The organism is Trichocoleus sp. ST-U1, assembly GCF_039961835.1.
Classification (GTDB): domain Bacteria; phylum Cyanobacteriota; class Cyanobacteriia; order Cyanobacteriales; family FACHB-T130; genus FACHB-T130.
Window position 1 is genome coordinate 52,413 of record NZ_JAMPJZ010000001.1, and the last position, 17,506, is coordinate 69,918.

The window sequence follows — 17,506 nt, forward strand, 5'->3', positions numbered from 1 at the left end:
ACCCGAAAGCGATCGCTTCCAAGGAGTGCTAAGCACGGAGCCTCCTCTAATTCTTTACATTAAACCGCAATTCAGTAAAAATTCTCTAACAAAATATCTTTTAAAGTTAACCTTTGCATACCTTTGGGTTTAGAAATAAAATAGAATTTATTTGCAGGGTGATAAGCCAAATGACGAAAGAACCCTATTTAAATGATGTGCAGGAGCCAATTACAACAGCTCCACCAGAAGTTTATCAAATCATTGAGCGGGTCTTACAGGCTGAAAAAGATAAGCTCTACATGAAACAACCGCGCAATATCAATGATGATATTTTGACAATTGTGAAGGAAGTCGTGCGATGAAGCTAACTTCCATTAAATTATGCAATTTTCGGCAATTTTATGGAAAAACTCCAGAAATTTTGCTTTCCTGTGGAGAGGAAGAAAATACTACGATTATCCACGGCAATAATGGTGCAGGAAAAACAACCCTGTTAAATGCATTTACGTGGGTATTGTATGAGAAATTCAGTGCTGCTTTTGCTTCACAAGAGCAGTTGGTGAATAAGCGATCGCTTGCAGAAGCCAAACCAGGCTTTCCAGTAGAATGCTGGGTAGAAGTTACTTGGGAACATAACGATAAACGCTACCGAGCAAAACGCGAGTGTCGCGCTTATAAGGGTGCAACTATTGAGAAAGGCGAAAGCAAGCTGTATATGCAAATCGCCGGAGATGATGGAATTTGGAGATTGCCTACCCAGCATCCAGAAGATATCATTGGGCGAATCTTACCAGAAAGTTTGCATCAGTATTTCTTTTTTGATGGAGAACGAATCGAGCAAATTGTTCGCTCTGAGAAAAAGGAGGAAATTGCCGAAGCAACGAAAAAACTTTTGGGGGTAGAAGTTTTAAATCGTGCCATCAAGCATCTGGGGGAGGCAAGAAAAGCGCTAGAAGCTGAGTTAAAAGCGATTGGCGACTCTCAAACTCAGCAGTTGTTAAGGAAGAAAGAGCAGAGAGAAAAAGAAAGCGATCGCTTATCTAATCGTCAAACTGAAATAGGGGAAGAGTTAGCAGCTCAACAGACGTTCAAAAAAGAAATTAGCAACCAGTTGCGGGAACTCGATGCGGCTAAAAGGTTAGAAGAAGAACGAAAATCTCTGGAAGAACAAAAAGCCGTAAATCAACAAAATCTCAAAAGAAGCCAAGAAGCCTTAAAACGGGCTATTTCAACCCAAGGCTACACAGTTTTATTATCCGAGACAACAGCAGCATTCCGAGCGATTATTGATAATTTACGACAGCGAGGCGAGCTACCCTCTGGCATCGATCGGCAATTTGTCACTAATTTATTATATCAGCACCGCTGTATTTGCGGTACGGAATTGCCTGAGGGAACTGCTGCTTATGAAAGTGTTGAAACCTGGTTGGATAAAGCAGGAATTGCGGCTGTTGAGGAAACTGCGATTCGCATGAGTGCCCAAGTAGATGAAATTGATAAGCAAGCACCGGCATTTTGGGAAGAGGTGGATACAGAGCAAGCGAATATTACTCAGTATAGACAAACCATTTCTCAAATAGAAACGCAACTAGATGAAATTCGGGATAAGTTAAGAAAAGATCCCAGTGAGGAAATTCGCAACTTTCAAAAGCGGTTAGATGAAATTGAAGCAAGAATTCGAGATTTAACCCTAGAAGAAGGGGAAAATCGACAGAAGATTGCTGATATTCAAATTGAAGTTGAAGGCTTAGGGAAGCAAATTGCCAAACATGAGATGAATGAGGCAAAGCAAGCGCTAGCCCAGCGACGAATTGCTGCAACCCAGGATGCAATTGAGCGATTAACCGAAGTGCGATCGCGTCTTGATCAACAGTTTCGCGTGCAGCTAGAAAAGCGGGTACAAGAAATTTTTAGTGAGATTTCCTTTACCCCTTATATCCCCAAACTTAGTGAAAAGTATGAGCTAACATTAGTAGAAAATACCGCCGGTTCAGAGTCACCCGTCGCTGCTTCTACGGGAGAAAATCAAATTCTCAGCTTATCGTTTATCGGTAGCATTATCGATAGGGTTCGCGAGTGGAGTCATAAGGAAATGCTGATGGTACCAGATAGCAGCACGTTTCCAATTGTGATGGATTCTCCCTTCGGAAGTTTGGATGAAATTTATCGGCGGCAAATTGCGAAGACGATTCCCAGATTAGCAAATCAGTTAGTGGTTTTAGTCACTAAAACTCAATGGCGCGGTGAAGTAGCCGCAGAAATCGCTACTCGGATTGGTAGGCAATATGTATTGACTTATTACTCTTCTAAGCCGGAATGCGAAAAAGATTCGATTGAATTAAACGGAAACGATTACGATTTAGTTAGGCAAAGTCCTAACGAGTTTGAATATACCGAGATTGTAGAGGTGGATTATGATTTCTAGTTCATCAGCGGCTGTACAACAGAATTTAGTGACAGATACGTGGATAAAAGCACCTTGGGAAGAATTTATTGTACTAGCTGATAATCCTGCTTATGAAAATGGTAGGTTTTATTACGATCGGGGCTACATGAGGATTGAAACAATGCCAATTGGTTCCAGTCACGGGCAGGATAATTCTATCATGTCTAAGGTAGTGAGTCTTTATGCAGCAGTCAGGAATATTCGGATTAAGGAACTAGTTAATACCAGTTTCAGGAAATCAGGGGCAGGCGAATGTCAACCTGATTCTGCTTTCTACATTGGCTCAAAATTTGTATTTCCACCGCGTTCAAATTCTCCAATTGACTTGAATGAGTTTGAACCCCCAACATTGGTAGTGGAAATTGCGGCAACAACACTTAATGATGATTTAGGGCGAAAACGTTTACTCTACGAACGATTAGGAATATCTGAATATTGGGTTGTTGATGTAGAAACTGGGGATGCGATCGCATTCTCAATTTCTGATGGGCGGAGTGGCGAAATCCAAGAGTCGTTGGTATTACCGGGATTGACACTTTCCCTCGTTGAAGAAGCACTGCAACGCAGCCAATCTGAGGATGATGGGGCAATTACTCGCTGGCTGCTACAATCATTTAGCTAAAAATGCAGTCAAACAAAAGAGGATAAAAAGAGCGCTCGCTCTTTTTAAAATTTATCCGCGAAAGGAGTAGGAATGGAAGTTTCTCCCAACACAGCCCGGATGATCGATTATTGGCTTGGCGGTTCTCATTACTTCCCAATTGATGTGGAAGCAGCCAAAGTTTGTGCCGGAGTATATCCTGATTTCCCAACCGTTTTTCGCGAGTTACGAGACTACATTGGTCAGGTATCCCGCTATATTGAATTACAGGGCATTGACCAATTTATTGTTTTTGGTTCCGGATTACCAACTTGCGGCAATGTGCATGAAGTTGTAGCGCAAGCAAAGGTTCTTTATACCGATATCGATCGAGCAAATATCAAACTGGGTCAAGAGATTTTAGCCGAGAACTCGAACGCTGGCTACACCTTCTGCGATGCGACAAACCTGGATACCCTGGAGCAATCGGTTGTTGCACAAGTGCTAGGGTCAATTCGGCGTTTAGGTATGGTTTTTGTCGGTGTTGCAGCCTTTATCCCTGATGAAATTATGACCCAGATGCTCGATCAACTCTATGATTGGGCACCGGCGGGTAGTTTTTTGGCGCTGGATTTTGATGGTGAAGCGGGGATCGTGTATCCGGAAATGCTAGAACTATTGGACTCGATGGGGGCGCATGTTTATATGCGTAATCCCGAAACGATCCGAGCGCTGCTGGGACGCTGGCAATTAACCGAGCATGGTATCCTGCCTGTTGAGGCGTGGCAGGCTGACGTATCGGCAAAACCAATTGAGGCTAGCGAGCCAGTTTTTATGTATGGCTGCGTAGTTTATAAATAAAATTGGTCGGTGGAGCACTCCTGCAATGTTACTACAACATTGATTTAGCAATCAAAAACCTAACCCCCCAGTCCTCTTCCCTGCAAGGAAAAGGGGAAAATTACTGCCTTCCTATAGCAGGAAAGAGATTCTCCCTAGGATTACTGAATCAGCGTTGTAGATACAGGGCGATCGCGCATCGCTTCCCACTGGCAACAAATTTGTCTAAAAATACTTCAAAGACTTTCGTTGACATTCAAGCCTTTTAATGGTTAAAACTCTCAAATTTTTGACAAATCCTGCCGTTACTTCCGTTCTTTTTGTGTCTCTGTTGGGTTTATCAACGCCCAGTACTGCCGCTTTTTCTGACATTCAAAGCCATTGGGCGAAAGATTGCATTACTCAGTTAGCCCAAAGAAAGTTAGTGACGGGCTACCCGGATGGCAGCTTTCGCCCAGAAGCAACGGTGACACGCGCTGAGGCGGCGGTGCTGATGTTGAATGCCTTCCCGAATGCGCCAGTAAAGCGTAGCAGCACAGCTTTTAGAGATGTGCCTGCTAGTCACTGGGCGAATAAAGCGATCGCTACCGCTTATCAAAAAGGCTTTTTTTCGGGTTATCCAGGCGGGATTTTTCAACCGAGTCAAGCCATTCCCAGAGTGCAAGCAATCGGCGTTATAGCAGGTGCGGCAAATTATCCCATCCCGGAAAATGTCAGTCAGACGCTGGGGCAGTATTTTAACGATGCGGCGCAGATTCCAAGTTATGCCCAAAATGCGATCGCTTCCGCCGCCGTGGGCACCCTTGTCGTCAATTATCCCAACGTCAAACAACTCAATCCCAATCGCAGCGCCACCAGAGGCGAAGTGGCAGCGTCGATGTGTCGGGCGTTAAACATTTATACGATTCCGCCGCAGTATATAGCCGGGGTGGAAGTGCAACCGATGGAGGTGCGGGCTTTACCGGGAAAACTGGATGCAGTTCCCACCTTTAACAGCAACAGTCCCGAACTCGTGACAACTGAAGGCATTCTGCTGTCTACCTTCCCCCCGGCAGGCAAACAGGTGCCGGAAGCGCATTTAAATTTCCCCTTCCAGGGACGATTTGATTTATTTTCTCACCACATCGCCAGGGCAGAAAATTCCTCGCAAACGCGCACCCTTTACCAAGGCGTGATTTTGCACAATCCCGGCGATCAACCTGCCACTGTCGAAGTGCTGCAAGCAGCAAGTTACCTTTCCACTCCCGATGCGCCGTTTATTTCCTTGCCAGATATTCAGGATAATCCTAACGGCACCGTCTACGCTGGCCCTGGCAGCCGGACAATGAATGATGTGCTGCGAGGGATTCGGCAGGAAAAATTCTCCCAAAAGGTTACAATTCCACCGGGGCAAAGCCAAATGCTGATGAATCAGCCAATTCCGGTGAAGGCTCCCTCATCGAATGGTCGCACCACGATGATGCGGTTGTCGAGCGATCGCCCAATTTATGTTGCCAATTTAGCCATGAATGCCCCCCGCAATGGCAATGGCAGTGAGAGGACACCCACCTTGGCTGAATGGCAAAAGCTGCTGAATACAGGCGGTTTGGCGGGGAAGCGCGATCCAATTCCCACACCGTTAGATCCTCCCAGAGAACCTACAGTTTTTAGCCGCGTGGCGGGTGTGTCCCAAGGGGCACAATGGCAAGCACAAATGACCGATGGTTCTAATTCCTCAGATTTAACGATTCCTCAGCCGGGGAAAGCGTTTTCTTATGTATTAGGCACTCTGCATCTCATTACCCTCGGCACAAAGCAAATTCAAAGCGCCCCGATGCTAGTTCGCTATCCTGATACGGCGTATTTTGCCCACAGCAACTATGGGGTGGAATACAATCTCACTTTGCCGCTGAAAAACTCTACTAATCAAACCCAAACTGTTACTGTATCCGTGCAAACACCCCTGAAGGATGAGGGAGGAACCGATAGACTTTTGTTCTTAAATCCCCTCACTAAGCAAGTGTTTTTTCGAGGCACAGTCAGGCTGCGTTACAACGATGATAATGGAGTGGAAAAGACGCGCTACGTGCATCTGGTACAGCGACGCGGACAACCGGGGGAACCATTGGTAACGCTGAAGATGCCGTCAGGTGACAAGAGAGTTGTACAGGTAGATTTTCTCTATCCTCCAGATTCCACTCCGCCGCAGGTTCTCACCATCAGCACAAATGGGTAACTCACAATGAATTTAAAAACAGAAACAACAATTGAAGCTTTATACCGCATACCGGAAAATGGCAAAGCGGAAATTGTAAACGGAGAATTGGTACTGATGGCGGCGACAGGTTTTCTGCCAGGACGTGCAGGAGGTGAAATATATGTTAGCCTGCGCGATTACGAACGCAGCACCAAAAGTGGTTATGCTTTGCCTGATAATGTCGGCTTTATTGTCAATCTTCCAAACCGCCGTTCTTTCAGCCCTGATGCTGCATTCTACATCGGCAATCCTAGCGGCGGAAAGTTCTTAGAAGGGGCACCCGTTTTTGCTGCTGAAGTGAGAAGCGAGAATGATTACGGTGAGGCAGCAGAAGCGGAAATGGCAGCCAAGCGTCGGGATTACTTTGCGGCGGGTACGCTGGTGGTATGGGATGTAGATGTACTCAAGGCGGAAGTTGTCAAGGTGTATCGTGCTAGCAATCCCTCAAAGCCGCAAGTTTACCGTCGTGGTGAGGTGGCTGAAGCTGAACCCGCTGTGCCGGGATGGTTGATGGCAGTAGACGATTTGTTTGTTTAGACGCCCACTTTTAATAACACTCAATCAAGCTATTTTTACAGCTAAAAATCTATGACTGTAACTGGTAGACGCTTGTGGACTGTAGATGAGTACCACCGCATGATCGAGACAGAAATTCTGACAACTGACGAGCAAGTGGAACTCCTAGAAGGACAGATTCTAGAAATGAGTCCTCAACAACCTCCCCATGCTGCTACGATGCAACGGGCGTTCAACTATCTCAACAGTCTACTGACAAATCAAGCGTTCCTGCGGATGCAGTTACCAATTACGCTGCGCCCCAACTCAGAACCTGAACCCGATATCGCTGTTGTTCGTATCAATCCCTGCGAGTATTTTGAGCGTCACCCTACACCCGATGATATCTTCCTGTTAGTTGAAGTGGCAGACTCTACTCTAAATAGAGATTGCCAGATGAAAGCACGCACTTATGCCAAAGCTGGGATTGCTGATTACTTGGTTCTGGATGTGAACACGCGGCGAGTCTACGTTTTCCGCGAACCGGGAGAAGCAAATTATCAACAAGAAACTATTTTAGATGGAGATGCCATCTTTTCCCCTCTTGCCTTTCCAGAGATTGAGGTTCGAGTTAATCAACTATTTCCCTAATTTGAGGATCGCTCTGTATCTGCATCGGTTCGGCAGATAATATAAAGAAAGTTCATTGTGCAAAGTCTTATTTTCTAATCAGATTATGACTCAAAAGCCTAAAGGATTTGACCCAGCGCCTCGTCAGCCCAAGAAAAAAGAAAAAGTGGATTTGCCTCAAGAAACCGAATTCAAAAAGCCGAAAGGTGTTCTTGAGCTTGGGGGAACAATTTTTAGGCTTGGCAAGGAGTTGGTTAGCTTGGGAAAAATATATCTGGAGCAAAGATTGAAACGTTCCCAAGGCAAAAAATGAACATCTTAGCTTAGAAGATGAACAGAGCGATCGCTATTTCAATTCGTTATGAGTATTTAAGCAAAAAATATTAACACAATGGGTGCAAATAGAATCAGAATTGCGAAAGATAAAGCTGATTTGGTGCAAGCCTTAGTCGCATCTGATAGCACAACTGGCCCTTTCCAAACCTACGCTGATGCGATCGCGTTTGCAGCAGCCTTGGGGGCGAAGCGGAAAAAGCGATCGCCTTTAGGGGAAATATCCAAAAGGGAACCGGGTGCGATCGCCCTAGAGGTTTTTGTATCTAGAGGCACCGATCGGGTGATTCAGTTATTAGCGATCGCTGAAACTAAAGACATAAAGATTCTCTCCCCGACTGATGAAAATTCTGAAGAGCAACGTATCCGGATTTTTGAAGAATATGCCAACGGGGGGCTAGAAGTTTTACAAGAAGAGTTGCGGGGAATAGTAGACTATTCAACCACACTTTTATTACTCCTTAGCTCTGAACGCAATAAGGAAGAACCAGTAGAAGGGGAATTCGATCTCAGCAGGTTTCTCACTTAAGTTAGCTTTTATTATTACGTGCGACAAGTTTATCTAGCTAATTTACATGAATCATTAAATTTTTTCTCTCCCTCGTGTACTTAGCGAGAATTAACGCGCATAGCTAAGCGCATCCGCGCTGCTACGCGAACGCTAACGTGGTTCGTCGGGAAAATCTTTTACACATCCAACGATACACAAAATAATTTAATCAAGCCAGGAAATGATTGCGATTAAATTTTGCCAAATTTTGAAGCTAGGCACTCAAATTTTGGCTTACGCCTACTCAGGATTTATTGTCTTGTATTTCCTGCTGCGATTAATATTTTGGGATAGTTTCTGGCTTGTTGGCTTTGTTAGCACCTTTATCCCTTTTATTTTTTTACCGATATTAATTTTACCCCTATTGGCATTTTCAATTATAAAAAAACGATGGTTCTCGATTATTTCATGGATTGCTTGCATCTTTCTGGTCAGTTGGTTGCATCTGAAATACTTTTCTCCTCACGCTTTACGATCAAATGGTTCCCAGCCTAATATCAGAATTTTATCCTTAAACAGCAGTTGGCATAAAACCAGTTCCCAAAATTTAGTTAAATTAATTCAACAACAACAACCCGATATCATTTGTTTACAAGAAATTGTTCGCAGACATACTGAAAAAGCTTTTCCCCGCTTACAGACATCCTACCCCTACCAAGTTTATGCCCAAAGCGTGGCAATCCTCAGCAAATATCCAATTTTATTCTCCGAAAATTTACACCTAGCGGGTCATCGAGAAATTCAGCAACGAGCGATTATCCAAATTAATCAGCAGGAGGTAGTTGTTTACAATATTCAAGTTATATCCCCCTGGATTCGTCCCCAGAAAATTTTGCCTTTCCTCACTATTCCGATTTATGATTACACAAAACGCTCGGCAGAAATTCAGGATTTAGTGCAGCGGCTCCAGAAAGAAACCAAGCCATTTATTGTTGCTGGTGATTTTAATATGACAGACCAGTCGCAAGACTATCATTATTTAAGAACAGTTATGCAAGATTCCTTCCAAACATCAGGGTTAGGTTTTGGCTTGACTTGGCCTCATGGCTGGGAACTAAGCTTCTTGATTAAAAACTCAACTTCAAAATTAAATTATCCCCTCTTCAGAATTGACTATATTGGGTATTCAAAACATTGGGTTTCTCACTCTAGCAAAGTTTTACCGACAATAGGTTCAGATCACTTACCCGTAGAAGCAGAACTCATTTATCTCAAATCTGGTTGAGTCATAAAATCACTATTAGTCTGTCAAGACAATTTTGATAGTTTGTTCCAGGCGCAATTAATCGCGTCTGGAACTCAGGAACTCATTCAGTTACACGAAAGCCGTATCTAGAAGGCAAAGCTCAAGATAAAATTGGCGGTAATCCTACCTGCCTTGGCTCTACAAACTTGCCATTAAATCCCATTGCTTTATCTTCTATTGTTCTTCCTTCAGCTACCGCGCGGCGAATTTCTGCACGTTCCATGTCATCATCAACCCCACCCAGCAAGTAGACAATTAATCTGGCGGCTAAGTCCTTTCCGGCAACTGAAACCCGCTTTTTATTTGGGTCATACAAAACGCCATACCAAAGAGAATCAGGAGACTCCATGCCGCTGAAGCCATCATCCGCATCGTATTTCTGAAGCTTTTCAAAAATAGTTTTTAGCGAAAATCCCTTTTTGAAAACCAAAATTCCTAAAGCTTGAGCTAAGGCAACTTGCCCAACCGGGCGGAAAAGTATATTTCCTTCCCCGCCACCTTTTTCAAAATTGAAGCGGCGCATTTCCGGGGTTTCTGCGCCACTTTCTAGCCTTTTAAAGCTGAGCAGAGTTGTCAAATAGTCGAAAAGTTGATTAAATTCCTCAATTCCCTCCTCCAGTTCTCCATCATCAGGGCGCATGGGAATTAAACCCTTTTTACCAACAGGTTTCCACTTGGGAAATTTGTATTCTAAGTAGCGTTCAGACATTTCTTTGAGCGCTTGCAGGGTAGTTAAAACGGTTGACTTCGCGGCAACTGTTGCGCTATCCCAATTAACGCGAGGATTGCGCCCGTCAATATCTTTTAGTAGAGGATGGGTGACAGCAACTTTTCGGGCAACAATTGAAAATGCATCATCTTCATCTAGCTGTGCCATCTGACCTTTACTTAAAGGTACTGCCATGAGATTTACATGGACAAAGATGGATCTCACTCGTCGTCGTGCCTGTTCCCGCGTCTCTCCAGTCACGACTGCTGAAATAAATTCAATGCCTATCTTTTCTTTGGCTAAGTTTTGCAAATAAGCAGGGTCTATCTGATAGTTCTGTCTGAGATCGTCAATTGTAATAACAGCACCTGAAGGCTTTTTATCTTTTTTATATCGTGGAAGTTTACCTGTTTGAAGTAACTCCATTAAACCCTGCACGCCCATCAGTCGATGTTGACCATCCAAGGCAAAAATCGTGACATCTGGGGAAACGTTCAACAACCCTACTTTGCCGTCTTTATCTAGTGCCATAAAATCAGCAGCAGATTTAATCGCACGTCCGCTTGCATCCCACTCGGCAGCATTAGGATTGTCTACCCAAGGTTGATTGACCACTACTAATACTGGCGGGAATTTGTGAGTCTTTCGAGCTGCTAAATACTGCGTCAAGGGCGCTTGACGCGACCAATCTAGGGGTCGTTGCTGAATTTCTTCAATACTCTCGGCGTCGATTTCCACATTGTCTTTCTCTGGGTCGAATTTTTGCCGGAAAAGCGGTAGGCGAGACGCGAATCGAACGCGACTGGCGAACCATTCTAGAGTTGCCGAACCGATATACGCCTCCGTGCCGCCCATTTCTATCTTCTGAACCAGGAATTGGTCGTTCCGCGCCAGATATCTATCTAAAAGGAGCGCGATCGCTTGTTTTTCTTGGTTTTCCCGTTCCAAAATCTGGCTGGCAAGGTCAGTTGTGGGGTTGCTGGGGCTGTTCATAGGCACATTTACCGGGGATTTTAATCAATTTTTAAAAACTATCAGTCAAAAGTTGTTGTGTCAAATCTAGTTTTTAAAAACTTTATGTATACTGAGATCGTGTCCAAAACTAAATAAGGCTGGGTATTTATGCTTACCCCCTCCTTTGAGTACGTTTTGCCTGTGATTCGGGGAATTCAGGCAGGGCGAGAATACTACGTTTCGATGTGTCCGGTGCGATTTATCCCGAAGCTGTTCCCCTTGGACGATGGGGAAATGCCGCCGGAAATGAGGACAAAGCGATCGCTCAACCGCACCCGCGTGCCAGAAATTGCCCGATATATTTTGAACAATCCGACTAACTACATTTTCTCGGCAATTACGGCATCGATTGACGCGGATATCACTTTTGAACCGATTGGAACAGAGGCAGAAGCGCGGAAGATTGGACGATTGAAAGTGCCTATGGATGCGCGTTTTGCCATCCATGACGGGCAACATCGACGGGCAGCGTTGGAAATGGCGCTGAAAGAAAATCCCGAACTGGGGTATGAAACGATCGCGGTTATCTTCTTTTTAGATATAGGTCTAAAGCGATCGCAGCAGATGTTTATTGATTTAAACCGCTATGCAGTCGATGCCGATCCATCGCTAAACATTCTTTACGATCATCGGGACGCGAAAACAAACTGGGTGCGGTCAGTTGTCAAGCAAGTCCAGGTTTTTAGAAACCTCACAGATACGGAACGCAGTACGCTGCCTACTCGCTCCGGCAAGCTATTTACTCTCAACAGCATCTATAATGCTACTCTTGCCCTGCTAACGGATCGCCAGGAGACTGAACAGCAGATTGAACGAGCAGCCCGTTACTGGAATGCAGTTAGTCGCTATATCCCAGCTTGGGAGCAAGTTCTACACGGGAAGGTCAGCGCAGGCGAAATCCGGCGGGATTACGTGCATAGTCACGCGATCGCGATCGCTAGTTTAGGCGCTATTGGAGCAACTTTGCTGTCGCTTTACCCGGAAAACTGGGACTCACATTTAGAAGGTTTGCAACAAATCGACTGGTCGCGCTCTAATCCTGATTGGGAAGGGATAATTATGTCTAGTGGTGGGATTTCTAAATCCCGCACCAGTGTCAGTCAGATGAGTGCCTATATTAAAAAGCGCCTGAATTTGCCGCTGACACCGGAAGAGGAACGGTTAGAGAATGCCCGTATGTCAAGCAGGGGAAGAAGGGTGACAGTGCCCTGAACAGATAGTCCACGTCTCTAAAACAAGGATTTTATTCCAGGACTGTATATCCAGAAAACATATATTTATTCGTTTACGCAGCTCTATTTTGGTTCTCTAAAAGCGCCTTGCAGTCCGAAATAGAACTGCGGATTTGACAAATAGTACTTTAATGGGTATTCTAGAAGCACAGATAACCCCAGAGGCAACCGTAATGCTTGACAGTCCTTATCAAACAGTCTCTACAGTAGATATCAACAACGGTAAACGTTCCAGTGCCAACATTGTCATACTTCCAACTCAGCAGGAAGCCCAAAGCCAAGCGTGGGCAGATGCAGGCACTTCTGGGGCTAGAGTCTTCCTGTGCCACGTATATGAGCAGGGTAGAAGAATCCATCTTGCATTTTCTCTGCCTATGGATCTGCTCCTTGAAATGGCACGGCTACAGACTGCTGACGCTAAGAAGAACAAGAATAATGCAGAGGAATTAATTAACCGTCCGCTAATACGTCAGCACGTTGATGAGATTGCTAAGTATCTACTAGAAACAGACAATTACATTCTCCCATCCTTCATCTTCAATTCAAGTACACCAATTAAGGTATTTGCTTTTGGTACAGGAGCAGTAAAGTTTGGATATGCTGTCATTCCTAGTAATGTAGAGCTTTATGTAACTGACGGTCAGCATCGGCTCAAAGCTATTGAAAAGGCAAGCGCAGAAAGACCTAGCTTACGCAATGACAGTGTAACGGTTTTAGTTGTTCAAGAAGACGATATAGATCAAATACACCAGGATTTTGCTGACTGCGCGAAAAATAAACCGATTCCACCTGCACTCTTAGCAGCATTTGATGTTACTAATGTTCTTGCAAAACTGACACGCGATATTTCAAGGCAATTAGTTATTTTTGATAAACGAATTGATAAAATTTCTAAAACAGTTGGAAAAGATCCGAATTATATGTTCACAATGAACCAACTCCGGATCGGTGTAGCTGAGTTTTTATTTGGTTCATCCCGGAAACAAGTAATCGAATCTCGTGCTAACCAACAGAAAAGTGAGTATAAGATGCAGATGGAAAAAGCAAAAATATTTTATATGGAATTTGCGAAGAACAATGAAGTTTGGAAGCCTTTGCTACAACCTGCATCAGAAACTATAAATCTTGATTTGTACAGCTTGCGACAGGATAGAATTGATTTTAACACTGTTGGATTTCAAATTATCAGTCGCGTTGGGCATCGTATCTTTTTTAACAATGAGTTTAGTGACGCACAGCGAAACACACTAATTCATGCCCTAGCAAGTCTTGATTACAGACGTAATTCTGCACTTTGGGAAAACAGCGTGGTGATAGATGATGGCGAAGGTAATAGGAAAATAGTTACACAATCGGCAGCAGTGGACAAAGGTATTAAAGTAGCTGTTCGAGAGGTAGAGCAAAGGACTGGAATTAGCTTGACTGCCTGAGACATAATAGATTCTTAATGTAAAACTTGGGCTTGGCAGTAGTATCCTGAAAAGTAGACAATACTTTTCAGGAGTATCAGGCGTGACAGAAGTTCAAATGTCACTATTTCCGCCGCGTACTGTTGCGGAATTAGTGGAAGACATAGAAAAGCTAACCAAAGAAATCCAAGAACTATATTGTCTAGATAAAATACCTTGGATTTTAGGTTACAGTGGCGGAAAAGACAGCACAGCAGTATTGCAAATGGTCTGGAATGCGATCGCAGCACTTCCACCAGAAAAAAGAACTAAGACAATTTATGTAATAACGACAGATACGCTAGTAGAAAATCCCATAGTTTCTACTTGGGTTCGCAAATCTATAGAGCAGATAAAGGCAAGTGCTAAAGAGCAAGAAATGCCCATAGAACCCCATTTATTGAAACCAGAAGTTTCAAAAACATATTGGGTGGGATTAATTGGTAAAGGTTATCCTGCACCACGTCTTAAGTTTCGCTGGTGTACTGGACGCTTAAAAATCGATCCGTCTAACCACTTTATTCGGAACATTGTGCGAATCAGTGGCGAAACTATTCTTATATTGGGTACGCGCAAAGCTGAAAGCACCAGTCGTGCTACTAGGATGAAAAAGCTCGAAGAAAAGCGGGTACGCGATCGCCTCAGTCCTAATGCCAGCTTACCTAACTCTCTAGTTTACAGCCCTATTGAAGATTGGCGAACAGATGAAGTTTGGCTATATCTAATGCAGTGGCAAAATCCTTGGGGACACAGTAACAAAGATTTATTTGCGATGTATCGAGGTGCAACAGCAGATAATGAATGCCCTTTAGTAGTTGATACTTCTACCCCTAGTTGTGGTAGTTCTCGCTTTGGTTGCTGGGTTTGCACACTGGTTGATAGCGATAAATCTCTAAGTGCAATGATCCAAAACGATCAAGAGAAAGAGTGGTTGCAACCTCTTGTAGATTTCCGCCGTGAATTAGATATTGAAAACGACCGTGAGAAGAGAGACTTCCGCCGCATTTATGGTAAAGTCGAACTCTTTGAACGCAATATTGATGATAAAATTTCAGTTGAACCAATTCCTGGCCCCTATACCAAATACTGGCGGGAACATTGGTTGAAGCGAGTCTTAGAAGCACAAACTCAAATTCGCCGCACTGCACCGCCAGAAATGCGCGATATTACCCTAATTGCCCAGGATGAATTAAGCGAAATTCGCCGCATTTGGTTAGAAGAAAAACATGAATTTGATGACAGTTTGCCGCGTATTTACGAAGAAGTTACAGGTGAACCCTTCCGAGATGAGCGTCCTGGTGCTGAGAGGAAACTCCTAGGTACTGATGAATGGGAAGTGCTGCAAGAAATCTGCAATGATGAAATGCACCTAGAACTGATGGCGAAACTGCTAGATACAGAACGCCAATTTCAGGTCAAATCGCGGCGTGGCGTGTACGAAAAATTGGATAAATGCTTTGAAAGCAGTTCTCGCTCGAAAGAAGATGCAATTCAAAATGCCCACGAGAAGCGCGACTTAAAAAATGCGGTTGTAGAAGGCGATATTGATAGAGTGAAACAGCTAAGTTGGGCAAGCATGAAATTTCCATCGCCAAAAGCAGATGACGCTAATGAATAAGTGCTGTTTATTCCCGATTACCCATTAGCTTTTACCGATTACCTATTCTCAATAAGCTGTGATATTTCTTGAACTCGTCCTGCAAAATTTCGGCCCTTATCTGGGGCGACAAGTCATCGACCTCCGCCCCGAAACGGATGAAAATACTCGCCCGATTATCTTAATTGGCGGCATGAACGGCGGCGGTAAAACGACCCTGATGGACGCCATTCGCCTTGCTTTATACGGTTCCCGCGCCCAATGTTCTACACGCGGCAACTTAAGCTATAACGACTTTCTTACCCAGTCAGTCAACCGCAATACCCCACCCACAGAAAAAGCCCGAATTGAATTAGCTTTCGAGGTCATTCAAGACGACAAACCAACTATTTTAAGAGTTGTCCGATATTGGGAAAAGGAACCCAAAGACGGAAAAGATAGTCTCGGTATTCTAGTAGATGAAGAATGGCCCGATAAAGCCCTTGCCAACACCTGGGACGAATATATTGAAAACCTACTACCGCTGGGAATTTCTAATTTATTTTTGTTTGACGGCGAACAGGTAAAAGAACTTGCCGAATTAGACACTCCACCCCCCTTAGTTGTCGGGGCAATTCAATCGCTATTAGGCTTAGAACTCTCAGAACGTCTATCCGCCGATTTAGATATCCTCGTTAGCCGTAAGCGCAAAGAAATTGCTAGCGCTAAAGAACTCGCTACCTTAGAAGAAATTGAACAAAGACTTAATGTACAAAAAGATGAATTAGAAGCTGCAACCCAAGAAGTAGGTTCTTTGCGAAATAACTTAGATAGGTCTGAAGAAAAGCAGCGTGAAGCCTCTGAAAAATTTCTGTACGAAGGGGGGAAAATTGCGAGCGATCGCAACCGTCTAGAAAAACAAAAAGACCATTTCACAACCCAGGCAGAAAAAACGCGGGAAGCGCTGCGAGAATTAGCTGCTGGTAGCTTTCCCCTCACCTTAATTTCTCCCCTGCTTGATCAAGCTAAATCCCAAGCCGAAAAGGAAAGCCGCCAACAACAGAAAAAAATCGCACGGGATGTTTTGATAGAACGAGACTATCGCCTCTTAAATTATATTTCCGAATTGTCATTAGTTTCCGAGCAACTTGACAAAATTAAGTTCTTCCTCGAACAAGAAAATCAACAACTTGAGCAAGAAATTACTGCCAAGGAAAGCCCCTGGTTATTAGCAGAATTAGAAGAAATCAAGGAACTAGATAATTTCTTAAGTTTTGGCATCAATACCGCTAAGTTTAGAGCCAAAGAAAAACTAGAAGAGCTAGAAAACCTAGAAATTGAGATAGATGCTCTCGATAGACAGATATCCGCCGCAGCTTCCCCAGAAGCGTATCAACAACTACAAGACGCTGTTAGAGAAGCGAATAATGCAGTCGCGAAAGCTCAAGTTGCTCATGAAATGGCTAGCCGCCGTTGCGAAGAATTAAATAGAGCGATCGCTAAAACCAAAAAAGAATTAGCAGACTATAGCGAAGACAATATCAAGCTAAAAAATAATCAGCACATTATCGCCTCCGTCGCCAAAGTCCAAGCGACTCTAAAGCTATTTCGGGAAAAATTAACCCTGAAAAAACTCAATAAATTAGAAATAGAAGTAACCGAGTGTTTCCGCTATCTTCTGCACAAATCTGACCTAGTGCATCGCGTAGCCATTGACACTCAAACCTTCAGCCTTTCTATTTACGATCCGCAGGGACAACCCGTACCAAAGCATCGCCTCTCAGCCGGAGAAAAGCAATTACTAGCGATCGCTTTCTTATGGGGATTAGCACGAGTCGCCGGACACCACTTACCTGTAGCAATCGACACACCGCTGGGGCGACTAGATTCTTCTCACCGACAGAATTTAGTTGAGCGATATTTTCCCTCTGCGAGTCATCAGGTGATTCTATTATCCACCGATACTGAGGTTGGCAAAACTGAAGCCGAAAGGTTGCGAGAACTGGATGCGATCGCTCACGAGTATCTGCTGAAGTATGACACAAGCGATCGGCAGACAACCGTAGTACCCGGTTATTTCTGGTGATCTCACAATTCTATGTGAGTAAAGAGGGCGAATAGAATTCGCATCTACGCCAACCCCCCTTACCCCCCTTCGGAAGAAGGGGGGCAGAAGTTGCTTCGCATTT

The 17,506-nt window shown here is 44.1% G+C and carries 15 protein-coding genes; 14 read left to right on the forward strand and 1 reads right to left on the reverse strand.

The features are described from left to right. Positions 1-170: 170 nt before the first annotated feature. The 10 genes from NDA06_RS00225 to NDA06_RS00270 all read left to right on the forward strand — a co-directional run bounded on the left by NDA06_RS00225 (position 171) and on the right by NDA06_RS00270 (position 9,317). Complete coding sequence (locus NDA06_RS00225; RefSeq protein ID WP_190986465.1) at positions 171-344, forward strand: hypothetical protein; 174 nt, start codon at positions 171-173, stop codon at positions 342-344. Then, positions 341-2,407: an AAA family ATPase gene (locus tag NDA06_RS00230; protein WP_190986466.1), complete on the forward strand. Its 2,067-nt coding sequence runs from the start codon at positions 341-343 to the stop codon at positions 2,405-2,407. The genes NDA06_RS00225 and NDA06_RS00230 overlap by 4 nt, the downstream gene beginning before the upstream one ends. Then, positions 2,397-3,050, forward strand: coding sequence for a Uma2 family endonuclease (locus NDA06_RS00235; protein WP_190986467.1), 654 nt, complete (start codon positions 2,397-2,399; stop codon positions 3,048-3,050). The genes NDA06_RS00230 and NDA06_RS00235 overlap by 11 nt, the downstream gene beginning before the upstream one ends. 72 nt (positions 3,051-3,122) lie before the next feature. After that, the gene (locus NDA06_RS00240) at positions 3,123-3,869 is read left to right on the forward strand and encodes an SAM-dependent methyltransferase (RefSeq protein ID WP_190986468.1); all 747 of its coding nucleotides are present in this window, start codon (positions 3,123-3,125) and stop codon (positions 3,867-3,869) included. A gap of 247 nt (positions 3,870-4,116) precedes the next feature. Beyond that, positions 4,117-6,063, forward strand: a complete 1,947-nt coding sequence (locus NDA06_RS00245) for a DUF3370 family protein (RefSeq protein WP_190986469.1) — start codon at positions 4,117-4,119, stop codon at positions 6,061-6,063. A 6-nt stretch (positions 6,064-6,069) separates the two neighbouring features. Then, positions 6,070-6,621 carry a Uma2 family endonuclease gene (locus NDA06_RS00250; protein WP_190411012.1) on the forward strand — a complete coding sequence of 184 codons (552 nt, stop codon included), beginning with the start codon at positions 6,070-6,072 and terminating at the stop codon, positions 6,619-6,621. Positions 6,622-6,672: 51 nt separating this feature from the next. Continuing rightward, positions 6,673-7,230 (forward strand): Uma2 family endonuclease, encoded by a 558-nt coding sequence (locus tag NDA06_RS00255; RefSeq protein ID WP_190986470.1) that lies wholly within the window; start codon positions 6,673-6,675, stop codon positions 7,228-7,230. Positions 7,231-7,315: 85 nt separating this feature from the next. Continuing rightward, a complete protein-coding gene (locus NDA06_RS00260) occupies positions 7,316-7,522 on the forward strand; it encodes a hypothetical protein (protein ID WP_190411011.1) in 207 nt (68 codons plus the stop codon). 78 nt (positions 7,523-7,600) lie between these two features. After that, on the forward strand, positions 7,601-8,071 hold the full coding sequence (locus tag NDA06_RS00265; RefSeq protein WP_190986471.1) for a DNA phosphorothioation-associated protein 4: 471 nt from the start codon (positions 7,601-7,603) through the stop codon (positions 8,069-8,071). Positions 8,072-8,273: 202 nt separating this feature from the next. Further along, entirely contained in the window at positions 8,274-9,317 is a 1,044-nt protein-coding gene (locus tag NDA06_RS00270) for an endonuclease/exonuclease/phosphatase family protein (protein ID WP_190986472.1), read from the forward strand. 121 nt (positions 9,318-9,438) lie between these two features. Here NDA06_RS00270 and NDA06_RS00275 read toward each other — a convergent pair whose 3' ends face one another. Then, positions 9,439-11,040 (reverse strand): DGQHR domain-containing protein, encoded by a 1,602-nt coding sequence (locus tag NDA06_RS00275; RefSeq protein ID WP_190534471.1) that lies wholly within the window; start codon positions 11,038-11,040, stop codon positions 9,439-9,441. Between the two features lie 129 nt (positions 11,041-11,169). Here NDA06_RS00275 and dndB point away from each other — a divergent pair, with 129 nt between their 5' ends. From dndB to dndD, 4 genes are all read left to right on the forward strand, one after another. Further along, positions 11,170-12,273, forward strand: coding sequence for a DNA sulfur modification protein DndB (gene dndB / locus NDA06_RS00280; RefSeq protein ID WP_190986473.1), 1,104 nt, complete (start codon positions 11,170-11,172; stop codon positions 12,271-12,273). A gap of 193 nt (positions 12,274-12,466) precedes the next feature. Continuing rightward, positions 12,467-13,723 carry a DNA sulfur modification protein DndB gene (locus tag NDA06_RS00285; RefSeq protein WP_190986477.1) on the forward strand — a complete coding sequence of 419 codons (1,257 nt, stop codon included), beginning with the start codon at positions 12,467-12,469 and terminating at the stop codon, positions 13,721-13,723. A gap of 82 nt (positions 13,724-13,805) precedes the next feature. Continuing rightward, the gene (dndC, locus tag NDA06_RS00290; RefSeq protein WP_347277044.1) at positions 13,806-15,359 is read left to right on the forward strand and encodes a DNA phosphorothioation system sulfurtransferase DndC; all 1,554 of its coding nucleotides are present in this window, start codon (positions 13,806-13,808) and stop codon (positions 15,357-15,359) included. Between the two features lie 58 nt (positions 15,360-15,417). Continuing rightward, on the forward strand, positions 15,418-17,403 hold the full coding sequence (dndD, locus tag NDA06_RS00295) for a DNA sulfur modification protein DndD (protein ID WP_190986474.1): 1,986 nt from the start codon (positions 15,418-15,420) through the stop codon (positions 17,401-17,403). Positions 17,404-17,506 lie beyond the last annotated feature (103 nt).